Below are 17,285 nucleotides of genomic sequence, written 5' to 3'. Positions count from 1 at the left end.
TGCTGAAAAATGGGGAAATTAGTGGGCCAGGCCGCATGCGCGCAGCATGGTGCCGAGCTTGGTCTGGACTTCTGTCCATTCGGAGTCGGGGCTTGAGGCTTCGACGATGCCGGCGCCGGCGAACAGGCGGACCTTGTTGCGCTTGATGGTGCCGCAGCGGATGGTCACGACCCATTCGCCGTTACCCTGGGCGTCGCACCAGCCGACCATGCCGGTGAACAGGCCTCGCTCGACGTGCTCGACGAAGCGGATCAGGTGCCGCGCGCGCTCGGTAGGGAAGCCACACACCGCAGGGGTTGGGTGCAGGCGGCACGCCAACTGCAAGGCGGAAATGCCGGGGTCGGCCAGGGTGCCTTCGATACGGGTGGAGAGGTGCCACAGCGCGGGCGTGCTGATCAGGCTAGGGCGCTGTGGCACGTCCAGCCGTGTGCACAATGGGCCGAGCTGGGAGGCGATGTCTTCGGTCACCAGGCGGTGTTCATAGTGGTCTTTTTCCGAGGCGGCCAGCCAGTCGGCGTTGCGCCGGTCGGCTTCGGGGTCAGCCATGCGCTTGGCCGAGCCGGCGAGGGGATTGGACACGAAATCCAGACCGTCCTTGTGCACCAGCAATTCGGGGCTGACGCCGATCAGCGTGGCGCCGTCCGGCATGGGCACGCGGAAGTGGTAGCCGCTGGGATTCTGGGCACGCAGATTGTTCTGCATGGCGCTCACGTCCACATCCTGGGCAAACAGCAATTCACGCTGCACCGAGAGCACGGCCTTGCGCACGTCGCTGTGGCGGAAGTTGACGATGGCGTGTTCGACCGTGCGCTTGAAGCCTTGCTCGTCCGGTATGTTTTTTTGTTCAAGCAGTTCCGGCATCGAGGCCGCACCGGTGTGCACGGCACCGCTGCGGGCACGCCACTCGGCGTGTTCGGGGATGTAGAGGCAGGACGCTTCAGCGGGATCGAAGGGGATGGCGCCGACGATGATCGGGTTGGCCTGGCCCGCTTTGCGCGCTTGTTCAAAGGCGTGCGAGACGGTTTTTTGAAACAGGCTGCTGGCGTTTTCACCGGCGATGGCCGGCGTTTCGATTCGTTGCAACATGCCGCTGACCGCCAGCTCACGATCGCCGGAGGTGAATGAAAAACTCCGCGTTTCGTCAAGCTGTTGCACCTCATCCATGTCGCTCGTCCTAAGGGTGCCCGTTCTCATGTGCAGAAAGCCTCCGTGGCTTGTGGTCAAAAAATTATACCTTGAAATATAATCATTATCGTTTCTAATAGGTGACGCTAATCATTTAGATTTGTCAATCACATGAGTGGACCATGAGAGAGTTAACTTCGATGCAGGCCGCCTGTTGGATCGGGCGTACTGCTCATGCCTTTTTAGGGAGAGTTTCGGCTCATCTTTATGCCGAGTTCGATGGCCAGTGCATTGACCTGGACCGGTTACACCAAGCGCTAGAGCGGGCCAGCCTGCTGCATCCGATGCTGCGAATGCGCGTGGATGTGCAAGGGCTGCAATCCATCGCGTCCATGGACCAATCGCCGCGGTTGGAAGTCGAAGACCTGCGTGCCATGACCGAGTCGCAGGCCACCCGCCACCTGCTGGCCAAACGGGAGGCGTGGACACATCAGCAACTGGACCTGCGCCATGAGCCGGGCGCCCGGTTTGCAGTGAGCCTGGTGGCCGACGATAGGTTTCGCCTGCATGTCGATACCGACATGATCGCCATCGACCCCTCCAGTTTCCGCACGCTGATGGAAGACCTGGCCCGGATTTACGAGCAGCCCGATGACACGCTGGCGAACACGCCATCCTTCTTCGACTGGTACGACAAGGTGCGTGTCGACCCGGCGCTCAAGGCCGCTCGGGATCGCGACCGTGCCTGGTGGCGTGAACGTTTGGCGCACGTTGCGCCGGCCCCCACCTTGCCATTGCTAGAACATCCGCCGGAGCACGCGCAAAGCCACCGACTCCATACCTGGCTGGGCCCCGTCGAGCGTCAGGCATTGGAACACCTGGCACGGGAACGCAGGATCACCCTGTCGACCTTGATGATGGGGCTGTTTGCGGCGGTGCTCGGGGAGCAGACCGGCGACCGTAGCTTTCGTCTCAATGTACCGACGTTCTGGCGCCAACCGCTGGTGGATCATGTCGAGCGCGTGGTGGGGGACTTCGCCAATGTGTTGATTCTGGATGTGGACATCGAGTCCGCCGCCACGCCGGCCGCGCTGTGTGCGCAACTGGCGAAAAAAATGGTCGGCCTGCTTGAGCATTGCGCCTATCCGGGGGTGAATGTGATGCGCGACCTGTCCCGCCATCACGGCTCGCCACAGCTGGCGCCGGTGGTCTTTACTGCCGCGCTGGACATGCCCGGTGGCGACTTGCTTTCGCCGCGCGTGCGGCGTGTATTCGGCCCGATGAATTGGGTCATCTCCCAAGGGCCTCAGGTGGCGCTTGATGCACAGATCGCCTGCGCCGATGGCGGCATCCTGATCAACTGGGATATCCGTCTTGATGCGTTGCCACTGCCGTGGGTAACGACGTTCTTTGAGCGCTTTGTGGCGATCACGCAGGAAGTGGCGGCCGATTCGCGCGCGTTGGATCAAGCGCTCAATGTCGGTGTTTCGCGCACACTCGAAAAACCACTGTCAGCCCTGCAGCAGGCGTACCTGTTGGGGCGTGGCACCCAGGTGCCTCTTGGCGGCGTGGCCATGCAGGAGTTTCGTGAATACCACGGGGCCATGGACCCGACGCTGCTGCGCAGTCGCCTGGCAGCGATGGTGCAGCGCCATGACAGCCTGCGCACACGGGTGGATGCGCTTAAGTTAGTAAGTTACGTCAGCGATGAAGCCCGCATCAATCTAGACGAAGTCGACCTTACATCGATGTCGGCGCAAGCCGCGTCGGCGTACATCGATGAACGCCGCGAGGCCTACGCCCACGCCATCTTCGAGCTGGACCGTGCGCCTTGGAATGTCACGCTCTTCCACCTGCCCGACCACCAGTTGACCGTGTTCGTGCGCCTGGATGCGTTGATCCTCGACGGCCGCTCCATTGCTGCGTTGTTGGTCGAGCTGTTCGACGGACTGACCGGTGATGAGGCCGCTGCCGAGGCTGCGCCTGCCCAGGTGGATCAGGCCCATCAACGCAAGGCCGACGCGGTTTACTGGAAGACCAAGCTCGCCGACGTGACGGGCGCACCACGCTTGCCATGGCGCGTGCCGCTCGATCAAGTGCGGGCCTCGCGCTACGAGCGTCAGAGCCGACAGGTGCCCAAGGCGGTATTCAACGGTTTCTGCAAATTGGGCGCCCGGCAGCGGCTATTCAAGAACTCCGCCCTGATGGCGCTGGTGATGGAGGTGCTGTCCCACTGGCTCGATGAAGGCGGCTTGTGTGTGGCGGTGCCCGTTGCGCCGCAAACGGGCGGTGCATTTGCCAACCGTTCCAGCTTTATCGCGATCAACCGAAGCGAGGCGCCCGGCACCTTCACGGAGCGTGCGGCGAAGCTGCAAGTGGACGTGCTGGAAGGGCTGCAACACTTGGCCTATTCGGGCGTGGACCTTGCCCGGTTGCTGTTCGAATCCCACGGCCCAGGCCCTGTGCTGCCGGTGGTGATTACCAATGGTTTTTCCTGGCCGGTGTCGGCGGCGGACAGTCTCATGCAATTGCAAGGCGGCCTGACCCAGACGCCTCAAGTGGCCATGGACATTCGCTTCTGGGCAAACGCCGAGGGCGCGCTGGTGCTGGATATCGACTATGCGCGGGAAGTCCTCGACCCAGCGGTGGTTCACGACATCCTGGATGCGTTGGAAAAGGCCATCAGCCAGATCAGCGCCAGCGGTGAGTTTGCCGTGGACGCCGGTGCGATCATCGACACGTCTCACTATTGCCTTAATAGCGCGACAACCGATGCCCGTGCCGAAGGGTTCCTGGCGCAAATCGCCAGGCACCTGTTCGACCCCGCCAACCAACGGATCGCCCTGATCAGCGGCGAGCGGCAGATCAGCTACGCCGAACTGGGAGCGGATGTGTCGCGTGTCATTGCGGCGTTCAAGACCCGTGGCATCGGCCCGGGCCAAGTGGTCGCCATCTGCCTGCCACGCAGCCCGGAGCACACCACGCTGACCTTGGCCTGTGCACTGACGGGCGTGATCTGGGTGCCTATCGACGCCTCGGCGCCGGACGAGCGTCGGCAGTATCTGTTGGAAAACTGCCGCCCCGATCTGGTGATCATCAGCTCAGGCGAGACGGTCGAGCAGGCCCACGCCACGCCGAACGAGTTGCTGGCCGGGCCGCAAGCCAGTGCGCCAATACTGGATGATCGCTCGCTGAGTGAAGCGCCGGCGTATTACCTCTACACCTCGGGCACCACCGGCAAGCCCAAGTGCGTGGTGCTGTGCAACCGCGCCACGGCCAATGTCATCGGCAGCACCTTGTCACACTGGCGCGTGAGCGAGAGCGACGTGTTCATGTCGGTAACCCCGCTGCACCACGACATGTCGGTATTCGATGTGCTCGGCTGCCTGACGGCCGGCGCCACGCTGGTACTGCCTGGCGTCGGCGAGGAAAAGGATGCGCTGCGTTGGAATCAGTTGATCGCCAGGCACGGTGTGACGCTGTGGTGTTCCGTGCCGGCTATCCTCGAAATGCTGCTGGCGTGCCGTGGTGACTATGACTTGGCCAGCCTGCGCCTGATCGCCCAGGGCGGCGACTACATCAAGCCGGGCGTGATCGCCGAGTTGCGCGGGCTGCTGCCATCGTCACGCCTGATTTCCCTGGGGGGGCCGACAGAAACCACGATCTGGAGCATCTGGCACGACATCACTGCCGATGACCAACTGCAAATTCCCTACGGGCGACCGTTACCGGGCAACCGCTATCTGGTGCTCGACGCCCAGGGCGCGCATTGCCCGGCAGGGGTTGTCGGCCGCATTCATACGGCAGGCGTCAACCTGGCCCTGGGCTACCTGGAAGACGGCGCGCTGGCACACACCGAATTCATCAGCGTGATCGATGAGCACGGCCAGGCCGTACGTGCATTTCGTAGCGGTGACTGCGGGCGCTATCGCCGTGACGGCACGTTGATGTTCGACAGCCGCGTGAATGGCTACGTAAAGGTGCGCGGCGTGCGCGTGTCGCTGCCCGACATCGAGAACGAGCTGATCAAGCATCCTGCGGTCAGGCACGTGCTGGTGGTGGACTACGGCGAACAGCGCCAGGGCGAGGTCAACATCGGTGCGCTGTACGTGAGCGCAGAAGACGCCGCCCCCTTGACCGCCGCCGCGTTGCGCCAGTTCGCCCGCGAGCACTTGCCGCAATCCCACGTGCCCACGCGTTTCCTGGCGGTGGAGGCGCTGCCGTTATCGCAAAACGGCAAGCCTGATCGCCCGCGCGCGCGCAGCTTGTTGCTGGAGCCTGCCGAAGAGGTCGTTGAAACCCCGTGCAGCAAGGTCTTGGCGATCTACCTGAGTGTATTGGGCAGGCCCCCGCAGGACGGCGCCAATGCCTCGGTCGACTTCATCAGTCTGGGCCTGCGGCCCCAGCATTTGAAAGCCATCGCTGCGCGGTTCCAGGAGGAACTGGCGGTGACGCTTTCCCTCGGACAATTACTGCGTTGCCGTAACGCACACGATGTCGAGCGATTGCTCGCCTGCGCATAACCATATAGCACTACCCAGGGAGACAGATTGGATGACGGATTTACCCACTGTAGATATCGCCGGTGTTGGCATCGGGCCCTTTAACCTCGGGTTGGCCGCTTTATTGTCCAAACATTGCGAGGTGACCAGTCTTTTCCTGGATCGCAAAGCCGAATTTCGCTGGCATGAAGGGTTGCTCTTGCCGGGCACCACGTTGCAGGTGCCGTTTCTGGCGGACCTGGTGACGATGGCTGACCCGACCCACGAGCTGAGCTACCTGAATTACCTGCACCAGCACGATCGCCTGTACCAGTTCTATTACTACGAGAACTTCCAGGTGCCGCGCCGCGAGTACGACCACTATTGCCGTTGGGCATCGCAGCAGTTGCCGACGTGCCACTTCGGCGAGGATATCTGTGATGTGACTTACGACGCGGGAGCCGGCAAGTTCCTGATTGAAAGCCAGTCCGTGTCAGGCTTCAAACGCTGCTATTCCAGTCGAAACCTGGCGGTAGGCATTGGCACTACGCCCATATTGCCGCATTGGGCTCAGGTGAAAAGTACGGCACCGATCCTGCATTCGGCGGAGTTTGGCAAGCGCCAGGCGCAGTTGTCGCAATGTCGGCGTGTCACCGTGATTGGCTCCGGCCAGAGCGCCGCCGAGTGCGTGCTCGCGTTGTTCAACGAGCTGACCCCCGAGCGGATTGCCGCAGGCGCTTCGATCCGCTGGATCACCCGTTCAGCCGGTTTCCACCCCATGGAATACTCCAAGCTGGGGCAGGAGTGCTTTACGCCGTCCTACATGGAGTACTTCCACAGCCTCCCGCGCGAGCGCCGTCGCGAGGTCGTGGCCAAGCAGGGCCTGTTGTACAAAGGCATCAGTTTTTCCACGATCGCCGCTATCTACGACTTGATCTATGAGCGCTCCATCGGCGGCAGTGACCCTGGCCTGACGTTGCTGTCGAATTGTGAAGTCGAGACGGTCGAGGACGTCGCCGGTACGCTGCGTATTGCCTATCGGCACCGTGAGCTGGACCAGGCCGGCAGCCTGGAGGCCGACGCGATCGTGGCCGCGACGGGCTACGGGCATGCTTGGCCGCAGTGGTTCGAGCGCCTCAAGGGGACGGTGCTGGAGACCGATGAGCACGGTGACTGCTTTGTGGAGGATGACTTCACTGCACGTCGCTGTGATGACGGGGCAGGGCGTATCTTTGTGCAGAACGCCGAGATCTTCCAGCATGGCGTGGGCTCGCCGGACCTGGGCGTTGCCGCGATTCGTAACGCGAGCATTGCCAATCAACTGCTCGGCCGCCCGCACTACCGCCTGCCCAAACGCTCGTCGTTCCAGCGTTATGGCATGCATGAGGTGTAGTGCGTGAACGACAGGGCCTTGGTGTTACCAAGGCCCTGTTGAAGGTCAGACGCGGATGTGGTCCAGGGTGAGGGTATCGGCGCCAGGTGTCGCAAACAGCGCGAACATCTGCTCAATCGTGGCGCTCATGCGAGCCATCTGTTGTGCACTGTAACGGTCCGAACGGTAGGTCACCACCAGGCGCAATGCGCGCTTGCCGTCCAGCGTGTTTTCCATGATCTCGAACTGAATACCGAACATCGACTGGTTTTTGTCCGGGTCAATCTGGCGGTAGCGGATCGCGCCGTTATCCGGTGTGCGCAGGGCGCCGTTCAAGGCGTTGTTGGCGTGAATCTGGATGTACACGTCGAACAGCAGTCCATCCGCCGGGGTCATGCCCAGGGCCTGTTGAATCTGCTCCATCGGCACATCGGCGTAGGCCATCGAGTCGTTGATCAAGCGACTGACGTTTTCAATCAGGGCGCCGACGGCTTGTCGAGCATCGAATTGCACGCGGTGCGCGACCATGGTGGTGAAGTAGCCGACCGTGTCGTAATACGCCGGATCTGTGCGACCGGAAGCCGAGGTGCCCACTACCAGGTCTTTCAAATCGCCGAGCTTGTGCAGGGAGAGCACGATTGCCGAATAGACCACGCCGAACAGTGACGCCTTGTTCTGCCGGGCGAAGGCGTACAGGGGGTCGGTCGTGCCTTGGGTGGGCTTGATCTCGAACCACTGGGCCTTGGTCGATACCTGTGCCGGCGGTGCCTCGGAGGAGGGCAGCGTCAGGCCACGGGTGGCATCGCGCAGCATGCCGGTCCAGTAGTCGAGGTGCTTCTGGTTGATCCCGGCGGCTTGCTGGCGCACGGCGAATTCATGAAAGGACGGTGCCGGGCTTTTCCAGACGGGCGCTTTGTCGGCCGCTCGGGCCAGATAGGCCTGGGCCAGTTCTTCCATCATCACGTTGAGCGACCATTCATCAATGGCCATGTGATGGACGAGCAGCGACAAGGTTTGCCGTTGATGTTGCGCGTCCTGAATGAAGCGCACCCGCAGGGGCAGCTCGCGGGTCAGATCGAACTGATAGGTGGCTTCGCTTTGCAGGGTGGCACCCTGGCTTTCGCGGCTGGGCCAGAACCACTTGAACTGTGCTAGCTGCGAGGTCGGCACGATTTGCTGGTATGCCTCGCCACGCTCGAAGTGGAAGGTGCTGCGCAGGCTGGCATGGCGCTCAAGCAGGTCATGGAATGCCTGCTCGAACAGCGCTTCATCCACCGGGTCGAGAAACTCCATGGCAAACGGCAGGTTGAAGATCGTGCCGAATTCGAAGGCGGCGTAAGCGCGTCCCAGGGACGCCTGGGCCAGTGCGAACGGCGCTTTTTGTACATCTTGCGACGAGCCGATGGCGGTCGTTGGTGCAGCGTTTTTCGCGATGACCCGGGCGCGTGCCGCCAAGGCGGTTGCCGAGGGTGCGCTGAAGAAATCGTTGAACTGGACTTCGATGCCGTGGCTGCTCGACAGCTTGCCGATGATGCGGGTGGCCAGCAGTGAGTGGCCGCCAAAGTCGAAAAAGTCATCCGTCGCCAGCATGCCCGGTTCCGCCAGGGCTTCGCGGAACTCGGCGAGGATAACGGCCGCGACTTCAGGTGTTTCGGTTTGGGCGGCGTTCTCGCCGATGTCCGCCTGGCGGTGCAGCCACGGCAGTGGCGTATCAGCGGTGTGCATGATCTTGCGGTACAGGTCGTTCGCCTGGCAGGTCTGGTCAAGAATCGGGTGAAGGACCAGCGCCAGGATGGGCGCATCCGGCGTTTGCATAATCAGCGCCTTGAATGGCGGCTGGTGTTCGGCGTCCCACGGCGCGGCTTGTTCGGAGAGCAGGTAGTGGCCGGCGTCACCGGTCACCTGAATGCGCTCGATGCACGCTTGCCAGTCGCGCGCCTGGACCTTGTCGACTTCGCCGTCATCGTTGAACTGATAGCGGGCATTGAGCTCGGGGATTGATTCGATCACCGCCTGGAGTGCCGACTCCAGCCTTGCGCGGTCGACAGTCGCGTCGAGTTTCCAGGCATTCAGGTGCTTTGAAATGCGTTCGGGATATTGCTGCTGCAAGAGCCAGATATGCGCTTCGTAATCGGTGGCAGATCGTTTTGAAAACGTATCTGGAGTGAGTTCCATCATGGAAGTTTCCCGCCTTATCAAACTGAACAGTCAGAAGTAGAGATGGCACCAAGTGCCGACAGACCCATCCTCGGTCTGGTGTAACGCCTGGGAACCCGGGCGTCAGAGGACGTGCAATCCGGTTGCGTTGCAGGGGCTTTATGAACACCGTATGATCGCAAATAATAATCATACATATTCGCATTAGTCAAAATCTGATCGCGGGTGGATTCGTCTCAGGAGAGGTGTTGTGAACAACGGAGCGTTTGCGTCCAAACGGCAATTCGAAAAGCTGTACATCGACCATCACCGCTGGTTGTGCAGCCTGCTGCGGCGCAAGCTGGGCAATTCGTTGGATGCTGCGGATCTGGCCCACGATATCTATCTCAACCTCATCAAGAAGGGCCGCGTGCCTTCGATCGAAGACTCGCGCTGCCATTTGACCCAGATCGCCAAAGGCATGGTGATTGACCTCTATCGTCGCCGTCACCGCGAAGCCCGCCACCTGGAATCCCTGATGCAGCAGGCCGAACCGCTGGTGCCGTCCGAAGAGGAGCGGGCGCTGGCCGCCGAGGCGCTGGTGCAAATCGATGACGCGCTGCAAGCCAAACCGCCCAAGGCCCGCGAAGCACTGTTGCTGTGCAAGCTGCATGGCATGGGCCATCGGGACATCGCCGCCGAATTGAACGTGTCGGTGTCCTCTGTCGAAAAATACATCGCGGCGGGCCTGCGGGCCTGCCATCCCTTCGCATCGACGGCCGGGCTGTGAACAATTAAATCCGCAGCGCCATTGAGGGTTTCGTCGCATCGTTCGAAATACACGGTAGGCACGGTGCAAAACGCTCGAACGCAAAAGGACGCCAGGTACGCCACACGGTGGCCGGCAGTGGTTATTCAGGAGAGCTCATGAGCGTTAAAGACACACCCATCGGTTCGGTATCCCAGGTATTACGCCCCATTCGCGGGCGGCTGATACTTGCCGCGGTACTGGCCGCCCTTGGGACCATGCTGACCCTGGTGCCCCTGGCCGGCATCGCCCACATTGCGCGACTGGCCATGGGTGACGCAGCCAGTTGGGTCCAGCTGCAAGGCCCGGTCTGGCAAGTAGTCGGCGTCAGCCTGGCCTGCCTGTTCCTGGGCATGACCTTGATTTCGCTGGGGGAGATGGTCGCGCACCTGGCCGACAACCACATCACCGGCCACCTGCGCCAGGCCATCACCCGCCGGTTGGCCAGGGTGCCGCTGGGCTGGTTCACCCGTCGTGCTTCGGGTGAGGTCAAGCAGGCGATGCAGGATGACATCGGCACCTTGCACAGCTTGACGGCGCATTTTTTCACCACCCTCGGCCGTACGCTTGGGGCGGTGATCATCGCTATCCTCTACCTGTTTGCCATGGACTGGCGCATGGCGATTGTCTCGCTGCTGCCATTCCCGCTGTTTTTCCTGTTTTTCACCCGCGCCACCAAGGCCAGTGGCGCGAACATGCAAGCGTTCGGCGCCGGCATGATGCGCATCAACAATGCCGTGATCGAGTTCGTCAACGGCATTCCCGTGGTCAAGGCATTTGGCGCCGAGGGCAAGGCCCATGGCAGTTACCGGAGTGCGGTGGATGCCTTTGCCGCTGCGTTTACCGACTTCACCCGGCCACTGGTCAGTGCAATGGCCAACGCCCACGCCATGATCACGCCCGTGGCGGTACTCGGTGTGGTGCTGGCGTCCGGTACGTTGGGGGTGAGCCAGGGCTGGCTGGCTCCGGTGGACATCCTGCCGTTTGCGCTGGTCGCTCCAGGCATCTGCGCGCCGCTGTTGCTGCTGAGCTATATCACCCACGACCTGAACAACGCGACCGCCGCCGCCCAGCGCGTGCAGACCCTGCTGCAAACCCCGGTGCTCGAAACCCTGCCAGGCGCGTCAGCACCACTGCCGGCAAACGCTGAAATTCGCGTCGAACACCTGAGCTACCACTATAACGACGACGCCCCGGTGCTCCAGGACCTGAACTTCACCCTCAAGCCGGGCACCGTGACCGCCATCGTCGGCGCATCCGGTTCCGGCAAGTCGACCCTGGCGCGCCTGCTGCTGCGTTTTTTCGACCCTACCGAAGGGCGTATCACCCTGGGGGGTGTCGACCTGCGCCACATCGAGAGCACCCAGTTGTACCGGCGTATCGGTTTCGTGTTGCAGGAGGTACGCCTGATTCACGCCAGCCTGCGCGACAACATCGCCCTGGGCCGTCCCTCGGCCAGCCAGCAGGAAATCGAGGCCGCCGCGCGTATTGCGAACATCCACGAACGCATCCTGGACCTGCCACGGGGCTATGACTCGGTGATCGGTGAAGATGCACAGCTTTCCGGCGGTGAGTTGCAGCGCGTCAGCATCGCCCGCGCCGTGTTGCTCGACCCACCCGTGCTGGTACTGGATGAAGCCACGGCGGCAGCCGATGCCGAGAATGAGGTCAAGCTGCAACAAGCCCTGTCGCGATTCGCCCAGGGGCGCACGCTCATGGTGATCGCTCACCGGCTCGACACGGTGATGCACGCCGACCAGATCATCCTGATCGACAACGGCACCCTCTGCGAGCAAGGCACCCACGCCGAGTTGCTCGCGCGCAAAGGTCGCTACGCCAGGCTGTGGGCGTTGGGCGGTTATGAACAAGCCAAGGAACAGGCGGTGTCGTCATGCTGAAAACCTTTATTCAACTGCTCGGCGAAGACGCTTCGGTGCTGCGCCGCTACCTGGCGATGGCGCTGGTCTATGGCCTGCTCTGCGGGGTGACGATTGTCATGCTGGTGCCGATCCTCACCCACTTGTTGGCGGGGGATACCCGCGCCGCCGCGCAGTGGCTGATCGCGCTGGTCATCGGTGTGGTGGTGTGCTGGGCACTGCGACGCAGCGTCGAAAAAGCCGGCATCCGCGTCGGCATCGCCGTGCTCCAGCGCGGGCGACACCGCCTTGGCGACCATGTGGCGCAGTTGCCCGTCGGCTGGTTCAGTGCGCACAACACGGCGCGGCTCAGCCACCTGGCGACCTCGGGCATGATGGAAATGGCGCAATTGCCCGCACACGTGTTCACACCACTGTTGACCGGTGTGGTCACGCCGGTGGTGATTCTCATCGCGCTGTTCATCCTGCACTGGCCAATGGGCCTGGTGGCCCTGGCGACCCTGCCGGTGCTGCTGGGCGTGTTCGTGTTGACGGCGCGGTTGGGGCAGCGAGCCGACCACGACTTCCAGCACAACGCCGCCCTGACCAGCCAGCGCATGGTCGAGTTCGCCCAGGCGCAGTCGGTACTGCGTGCCTTCAATGGCGAGGACGGCGGTACCCGGTTCCTCGAACAGGCCATCGGTCGCCAGCAGCAGGCTGCCAGGCATCTGATCCACGTATCGGCGATGTCGGTGGTGTTCAATGCGTGGGCGGTGCAGGCCGGTTTTGCTGCGCTGCTGGTGGCTGCCACCCTGTGGCTGGGCGACCTGCTGGGCGCCGGCCTGGAAGCAGGCTCGGTCATCGCCGTGATGATTACGCTATTGCTGGTCAGCCGCTTTATCGACCCGCTGCTGGAAGTGGCCGGCTACAGCGAAGTGCTGCGCGGTGCCCGTGGCCAGTTGGGCGCGGTGCGCGAGATTTTTGCAGTCAAGCCGCTGCCGCAGCCACAGGCCCCCGAGGCGCCTGTCGATAGCAGCGTCGAACTGCGCAACGTCAGTTTCGCCTATGCCGAGGGCCAGCCCGACGTGCTGCGCGAGGTCAGCCTGCGCATCGAACCGGGCAGCATGACCGCACTGGTGGGCGCTTCCGGCTCGGGCAAGACCACATTGGTGCGCTTGATCGCACGCTTCTTCGATGTGACCCAGGGCCACGTGAGCGTCGGCGGCGTGGACGTGCGCCAGATGTCCGGTGAGCAACTGGCCGGCCAGATCAGCCAGATTTTCCAGGATGCCTACCTGTTCCAGGGCAGCATTGCCGACAACATCCGTATCGGCAAACCAGCGGCCAGCGATGCCGAAGTGATGGACGCGGCGCGACAAGCCGGCGTGCTGGAAATCATCGAGCGACTGCCCCAGGGCCTGGACACACCGGTGGGCGAGGGCGGGGCACGCTTGTCCGGTGGCGAACGCCAACGGATCTCCATCGCCCGTGCGCTGATCAAGGATGCGCCGATCCTGCTGGTCGACGAAGCCACCGCGGCCCTTGATGCCGAAAACCAGGCCGCCATCGCCGAAGCGCTGGCGCGGCTGCGTGGCAAACGCACGCTGATCGTTATCGCCCACCAGCTGTCGACCGTGGTCATGGCCGACCAGATCCTGGTGCTCGATCAAGGCCGGCTCAGCGAGCAAGGTTCCCATGCCCAATTGAGCGCCCAACCCGGGCTGTATGCCCACTTTCTTGCCCAGCGCAGGGCGGCAAAAGGCTGGCGGATCGCGGGTGAGGACGCTTCTTGAGTCGTACAGCAGTAGTCGTCCTGTTTGTCGTGCTGTGCGGCCTGTCGCTGATGGTGGGGGTCAAGCAGGTGTCGTGGGTCGAGCTGCTGAGCTTTTCCGACGACGCCTGGCTGACCCTCACCGCCAGCCGGCTGCCACGCCTGGCCGCGCTGATCCTCACCGGGGTCGGGTTGGCCGTGTGCGGGGTGATCCTGCAGCAGATCGTGCGTAACCGCTTCGTCGAGCCCGGTACCAGCGGTGGGTTGGATGCCGCCAAGCTGGGCATTTTGATTTCCCTGACGGTCGCGCCGGGCGCCGGGGCCGCCGGCAGAATGCTGTTCGCCCTGGCCTTTTGCTTTGCCGCCAGCCTGATCTATGTCGCGATCATCCGGCGCATCCAGTTCAAGAACACCGTGATGGTGCCGGTGATCGGCCTGATGTACGGCAGCGTGCTGAGCGCCGTCGCCGAGTTCTACGCCTACCGCCACAACATCCTGCAGAGCATGCAGGGTTGGATGCTCGGCGATTTCTCGAAGATCGTGCAGGGCAATTACGAGATCATCTACCTGATCCTGCCCATCGTCGTGCTGACCTACCTGTATGCCCATCGTTTCACCGTACTGGGCATGGGCGAGGGCATGGCCAGCAGCCTGGGCCTGAACTACGCCGCCAACGCGGCGCTGGGCTTGATGTTGGTGGCCGTCACCGTCTCCGCCACGGTGATTACCGTGGGCGCGATTCCCTTCGTCGGGCTGGTGATTCCCAACCTGGTGGCCCTGCACTACGGTGAAAACCTGGAGCGCACGCTGCCCATCGTCGCCCTGTGCGGTGCCTCGTTGCTGTTGATTTGCGACATCCTCGGCCGCCTGCTGATCTACCCCTTCGAAGTGCCGATCGGCCTGACTGCCGGCTGCATTGGCGGTGTGGTGTTCCTGGTGCTGCTGATCCGGAAGTACACATGAGACACATGGCTACCCGTTATGGCCTTTGGCTGCTGGTCCTGTTGCTGGCCCTTGGGTTCCTGTTGCTGGGCTCGGGCCTGGATTTCGATTACGTCATTCCCAAGCGGCTTACCCGCCTGGCCGCAATCGGCATTGCCGGCGTGTGCATTGCGTATTCGTCGGTGATTTTCCAAACCATCGCCGGCAACCGCATCCTCACGCCGGCGATCATGGGCTACGAGGCGATCTACCTGTTGTTCCAGGCGTTGCTGATTCTGCTGCTGGGCACCAAGAGCCTGCTGCTGGGGCGTGACGGCAACGTGCTGTTATCGGTGCTGTTGATGCTCGGCTATTCGTGGCTCATCCACCGTTGGCTGTTGCGCAATGGCAGTCACAACGTGTACCTGCTGTTGCTGCTGGGGTTGGTGTTGAGCATGGTGATGGGCACCTTCACCCAATTCATCCAGTTGAAGATCAGCCCCGGGGAGTTCTCGATTTTCCAGGGATTCAACTACGCCTCGTTCAACAAGGCGCAACCGGGGCAGGTGATCTATTCGGGCGTGTTGGTGGCGGCGGTGTGCTTCATCGCCCAGCGCACGTTGCCGGTGCTCGATGTCCTGGCCCTGGGACGTGACCAGGCGATTTCCCTGGGGGTCGACTACCCACGCAGCGTGCACCTGCAACTGGCCCTGATCGCCATTCTGGTGGCGGTGTCCACCAGCCTGGTGGGGCCGACCGCGTTCATGGGCGTGTTCGTCGCCAACATCGCCTACGCCCTGGCCGGCACCACGCGGCACCGGGTCACCTTGCCCCTGGGCTGTGCGATTGCCATTGGCATTTTCATCATCGCTCAGTACCTGGTGGAGCAATGGCTCAACTACAACACCTCCGTGAGCATTCTCATCAACCTGGTGTGCGGTGTGTATTTGCTCGCGCTGATGATCCGAACCCGAGGCACCGCATGATCTCTCTGCAACACGTCTACAAAGCCTATGGCGCCAAGCATGTGCTGAGTGACGTCAGCGTGCAGTTCCCACCGGGGCAAGTGACCTCATTGATCGGCCCCAATGGAGCGGGCAAATCCACCTTGTTGATGTTGATCGCCCGTCTGTTGACGCCTACCCGTGGCGATGTACTGATAGGCGGGCGCAACATCGCCGACGTACCGGTGCGTGACTATGCCAAGCGCGTCGCCACCTTGCGTCAGTCGCCGGATTTCAACCTGCGCCTGACCGTCGAAGAACTGGTGGCTTTCGGGCGTTTCCCCTACAGCCGAGGCGCACTCACCGCCCAGGACCGGGTGGTGATCGACGAAGCCATCGAGTTTCTTTCACTGCAACCGCTGCGCCTTTGCTACATCGACGAGCTCAGCGGCGGGCAGCGGCAGATGGCGTTCCTGGCAATGACCATCGCCCAGCAAACCGATTACCTGTTGCTGGATGAGCCGCTCAATAACCTCGACATGAAGCACGCTGTTCACATCATGCGCGCCTTGCGCCGCCTGTGTGATGAGCAAGGTCGCACAGTGATCCTGGTGGTGCATGACATCAACTTCGCGGCCAATTATTCCGACCATATCGTGGCGATGAAGGGCGGCGCCATCCACCGTCACGGCCCGGTCGACCAGGTAGTGACCGAGGCCAACCTGCGCGAGCTGTTCGACCTGGATTTCGAGATTCTGCACAGCCAACAAGGCTTCGTTTGCAACTACTTCAACCCATCACCTTCAAGGGAACTGACATGAGCACTGATCACACGAACAGAATGCGCGCGCTGCTGCTGACGATGGCCGTGGCGGCCGGGCTGCAGGGGTGTGACAAACCGGCACCGGAGGCCAAGGCCCCGGTCGCGGCGCAGGCGGCCTACGCGCCGATCACCATCGAGCATCCGCTGGGCACCACCGTAGTCACTCAGTTGCCCCAGCGGGTAGTGGCCTTCGACATGAGCGAGCTCGACACCCTGGATCAACTCGGGGCCCCGGTGGTCGGCATCGCCAAGGACTACGTCGCCAGCTTCCTCACTCGCTACCGTGACGACACGAATGTCGCGGATGTGGGCACGACCATCCAGCCCAACCTGGAGCGCCTGCATGCGCTCAAGCCCGACCTGATCCTGATCTCTCCACTGCAGGCCCAGAGCTATAAGGAACTCAGCCAGATTGCGCCAACCGTGTACGACGACGTGGACCTGACCAACAAAAAAGGCAATTTCATCGAGACCGCCAAGGCCCATTTGACCCTGCTGGGGCGCATCCTCGCCAAGCCGGAACTGGCCCGCCAGAAAGTGGCGGAGATGGATGCCAAGGTCGAGCAGACCCGCCAAGTCACTGCCGGTCGCCCCGAGAAGGCCTTGATCGTGCTGCATAACAACGGTGCCTTTACCTCCTACGGCGTGAAATCACGCTACGGTTTTGTGTTCGACACCCTGGGCGTTAAACCGGCCAGCCCCGACATCGAGGCCGGCCTGCATGGCCAGCCGATTTCCAATGAGTTCATTCAGCAGGCCGACCCGGACATTCTGTACGTCATCGACCGCACGGCAGTGATGGAGCACCGCCCGGCCCTCGACCTCAAGAGCCTGGACAACCCCCTGTTGCGCAAGACCAAGGCATGGAACAACGGCCGCGTGATCTTCGTCGACGCCCAGACCTGGTACCTGTGCACGGCCAGTGTGACCTGCCTTAACCGCATGGCGGACGAGGTGGTGCAAGGCTACAAAGGCTGATCCAGACACGCGTTCGTGTACCCAAAGCCGCTGCCATTCAGGTTGCGGTTTTTTCTTGCGAATATTTATC

The 17,285-nt window shown here is 62.3% G+C and carries 11 protein-coding genes; 9 read left to right on the top strand and 2 right to left on the bottom strand.

Annotation, left to right across the window (positions count from 1 at the left end; genetic code table 11):
• Nucleotides 1-18: 18 nt before the first annotated feature.
• The gene (locus BFP93_RS01610; protein WP_065891685.1) at nucleotides 19-1,194 is read right to left on the bottom strand and encodes an isochorismate synthase; all 1,176 of its coding nucleotides are present in this window, start codon (nucleotides 1,192-1,194) and stop codon (nucleotides 19-21) included.
• Nucleotides 1,195-1,307: 113 nt separating this feature from the next.
• On the opposite strand from BFP93_RS01610, the gene BFP93_RS01605 reads away from it, so the two are divergent.
• Both BFP93_RS01605 and basC read left to right on the top strand, forming a co-directional pair.
• Entirely contained in the window at nucleotides 1,308-5,648 is a 4,341-nt protein-coding gene (locus BFP93_RS01605; protein WP_065891684.1) for an amino acid adenylation domain-containing protein, read from the top strand.
• Nucleotides 5,649-5,679: 31 nt separating this feature from the next.
• Nucleotides 5,680-6,999: a putative histamine N-monooxygenase gene (gene basC, locus BFP93_RS01600; RefSeq protein ID WP_065891683.1), complete on the top strand. Its 1,320-nt coding sequence runs from the start codon at nucleotides 5,680-5,682 to the stop codon at nucleotides 6,997-6,999.
• Between the two features lie 45 nt (nucleotides 7,000-7,044).
• Here the strand turns inward: basC and BFP93_RS01595 are convergent, their stop codons facing one another.
• Nucleotides 7,045-9,156 (bottom strand): condensation domain-containing protein, encoded by a 2,112-nt coding sequence (locus tag BFP93_RS01595; RefSeq protein WP_065891682.1) that lies wholly within the window; start codon nucleotides 9,154-9,156, stop codon nucleotides 7,045-7,047.
• Between the two features lie 229 nt (nucleotides 9,157-9,385).
• On the opposite strand from BFP93_RS01595, the gene BFP93_RS01590 reads away from it, so the two are divergent.
• The 7 genes from BFP93_RS01590 (at nucleotide 9,386) to BFP93_RS01560 (ending at nucleotide 17,215) form a co-directional block, all read left to right on the top strand.
• Nucleotides 9,386-9,904 (top strand): sigma-70 family RNA polymerase sigma factor, encoded by a 519-nt coding sequence (locus tag BFP93_RS01590; protein WP_065888161.1) that lies wholly within the window; start codon nucleotides 9,386-9,388, stop codon nucleotides 9,902-9,904.
• A 137-nt stretch (nucleotides 9,905-10,041) separates the two neighbouring features.
• The gene (locus BFP93_RS01585; protein ID WP_065891681.1) at nucleotides 10,042-11,820 is read left to right on the top strand and encodes an ABC transporter ATP-binding protein; all 1,779 of its coding nucleotides are present in this window, start codon (nucleotides 10,042-10,044) and stop codon (nucleotides 11,818-11,820) included.
• Nucleotides 11,814-13,571 (top strand): ABC transporter ATP-binding protein, encoded by a 1,758-nt coding sequence (locus BFP93_RS01580; RefSeq protein ID WP_065891680.1) that lies wholly within the window; start codon nucleotides 11,814-11,816, stop codon nucleotides 13,569-13,571. Before BFP93_RS01585 ends, BFP93_RS01580 begins: the two co-directional genes overlap by 7 nt.
• Nucleotides 13,568-14,512 (top strand): ABC transporter permease, encoded by a 945-nt coding sequence (locus BFP93_RS01575; RefSeq protein ID WP_083203258.1) that lies wholly within the window; start codon nucleotides 13,568-13,570, stop codon nucleotides 14,510-14,512. The genes BFP93_RS01580 and BFP93_RS01575 overlap by 4 nt, the downstream gene beginning before the upstream one ends.
• The gene (locus BFP93_RS01570; protein ID WP_065891679.1) at nucleotides 14,509-15,456 is read left to right on the top strand and encodes an iron chelate uptake ABC transporter family permease subunit; all 948 of its coding nucleotides are present in this window, start codon (nucleotides 14,509-14,511) and stop codon (nucleotides 15,454-15,456) included. The genes BFP93_RS01575 and BFP93_RS01570 overlap by 4 nt, the downstream gene beginning before the upstream one ends.
• On the top strand, nucleotides 15,453-16,235 hold the full coding sequence (locus BFP93_RS01565; protein ID WP_065891678.1) for an iron ABC transporter ATP-binding protein: 783 nt from the start codon (nucleotides 15,453-15,455) through the stop codon (nucleotides 16,233-16,235). Before BFP93_RS01570 ends, BFP93_RS01565 begins: the two co-directional genes overlap by 4 nt.
• Nucleotides 16,232-17,215, top strand: coding sequence for a siderophore ABC transporter substrate-binding protein (locus BFP93_RS01560; RefSeq protein WP_065891677.1), 984 nt, complete (start codon nucleotides 16,232-16,234; stop codon nucleotides 17,213-17,215). The genes BFP93_RS01565 and BFP93_RS01560 overlap by 4 nt, the downstream gene beginning before the upstream one ends.
• Nucleotides 17,216-17,285: the final 70 nt, after the last annotated feature.

Origin of the sequence: Pseudomonas sp. 44 R 15 (genome assembly GCF_900004965.1) — a bacterium.
GTDB lineage: Bacteria > Pseudomonadota > Gammaproteobacteria > Pseudomonadales > Pseudomonadaceae > Aquipseudomonas > Aquipseudomonas orientalis_A.
This window is presented reverse-complemented; position numbering and strand designations above follow the sequence as displayed.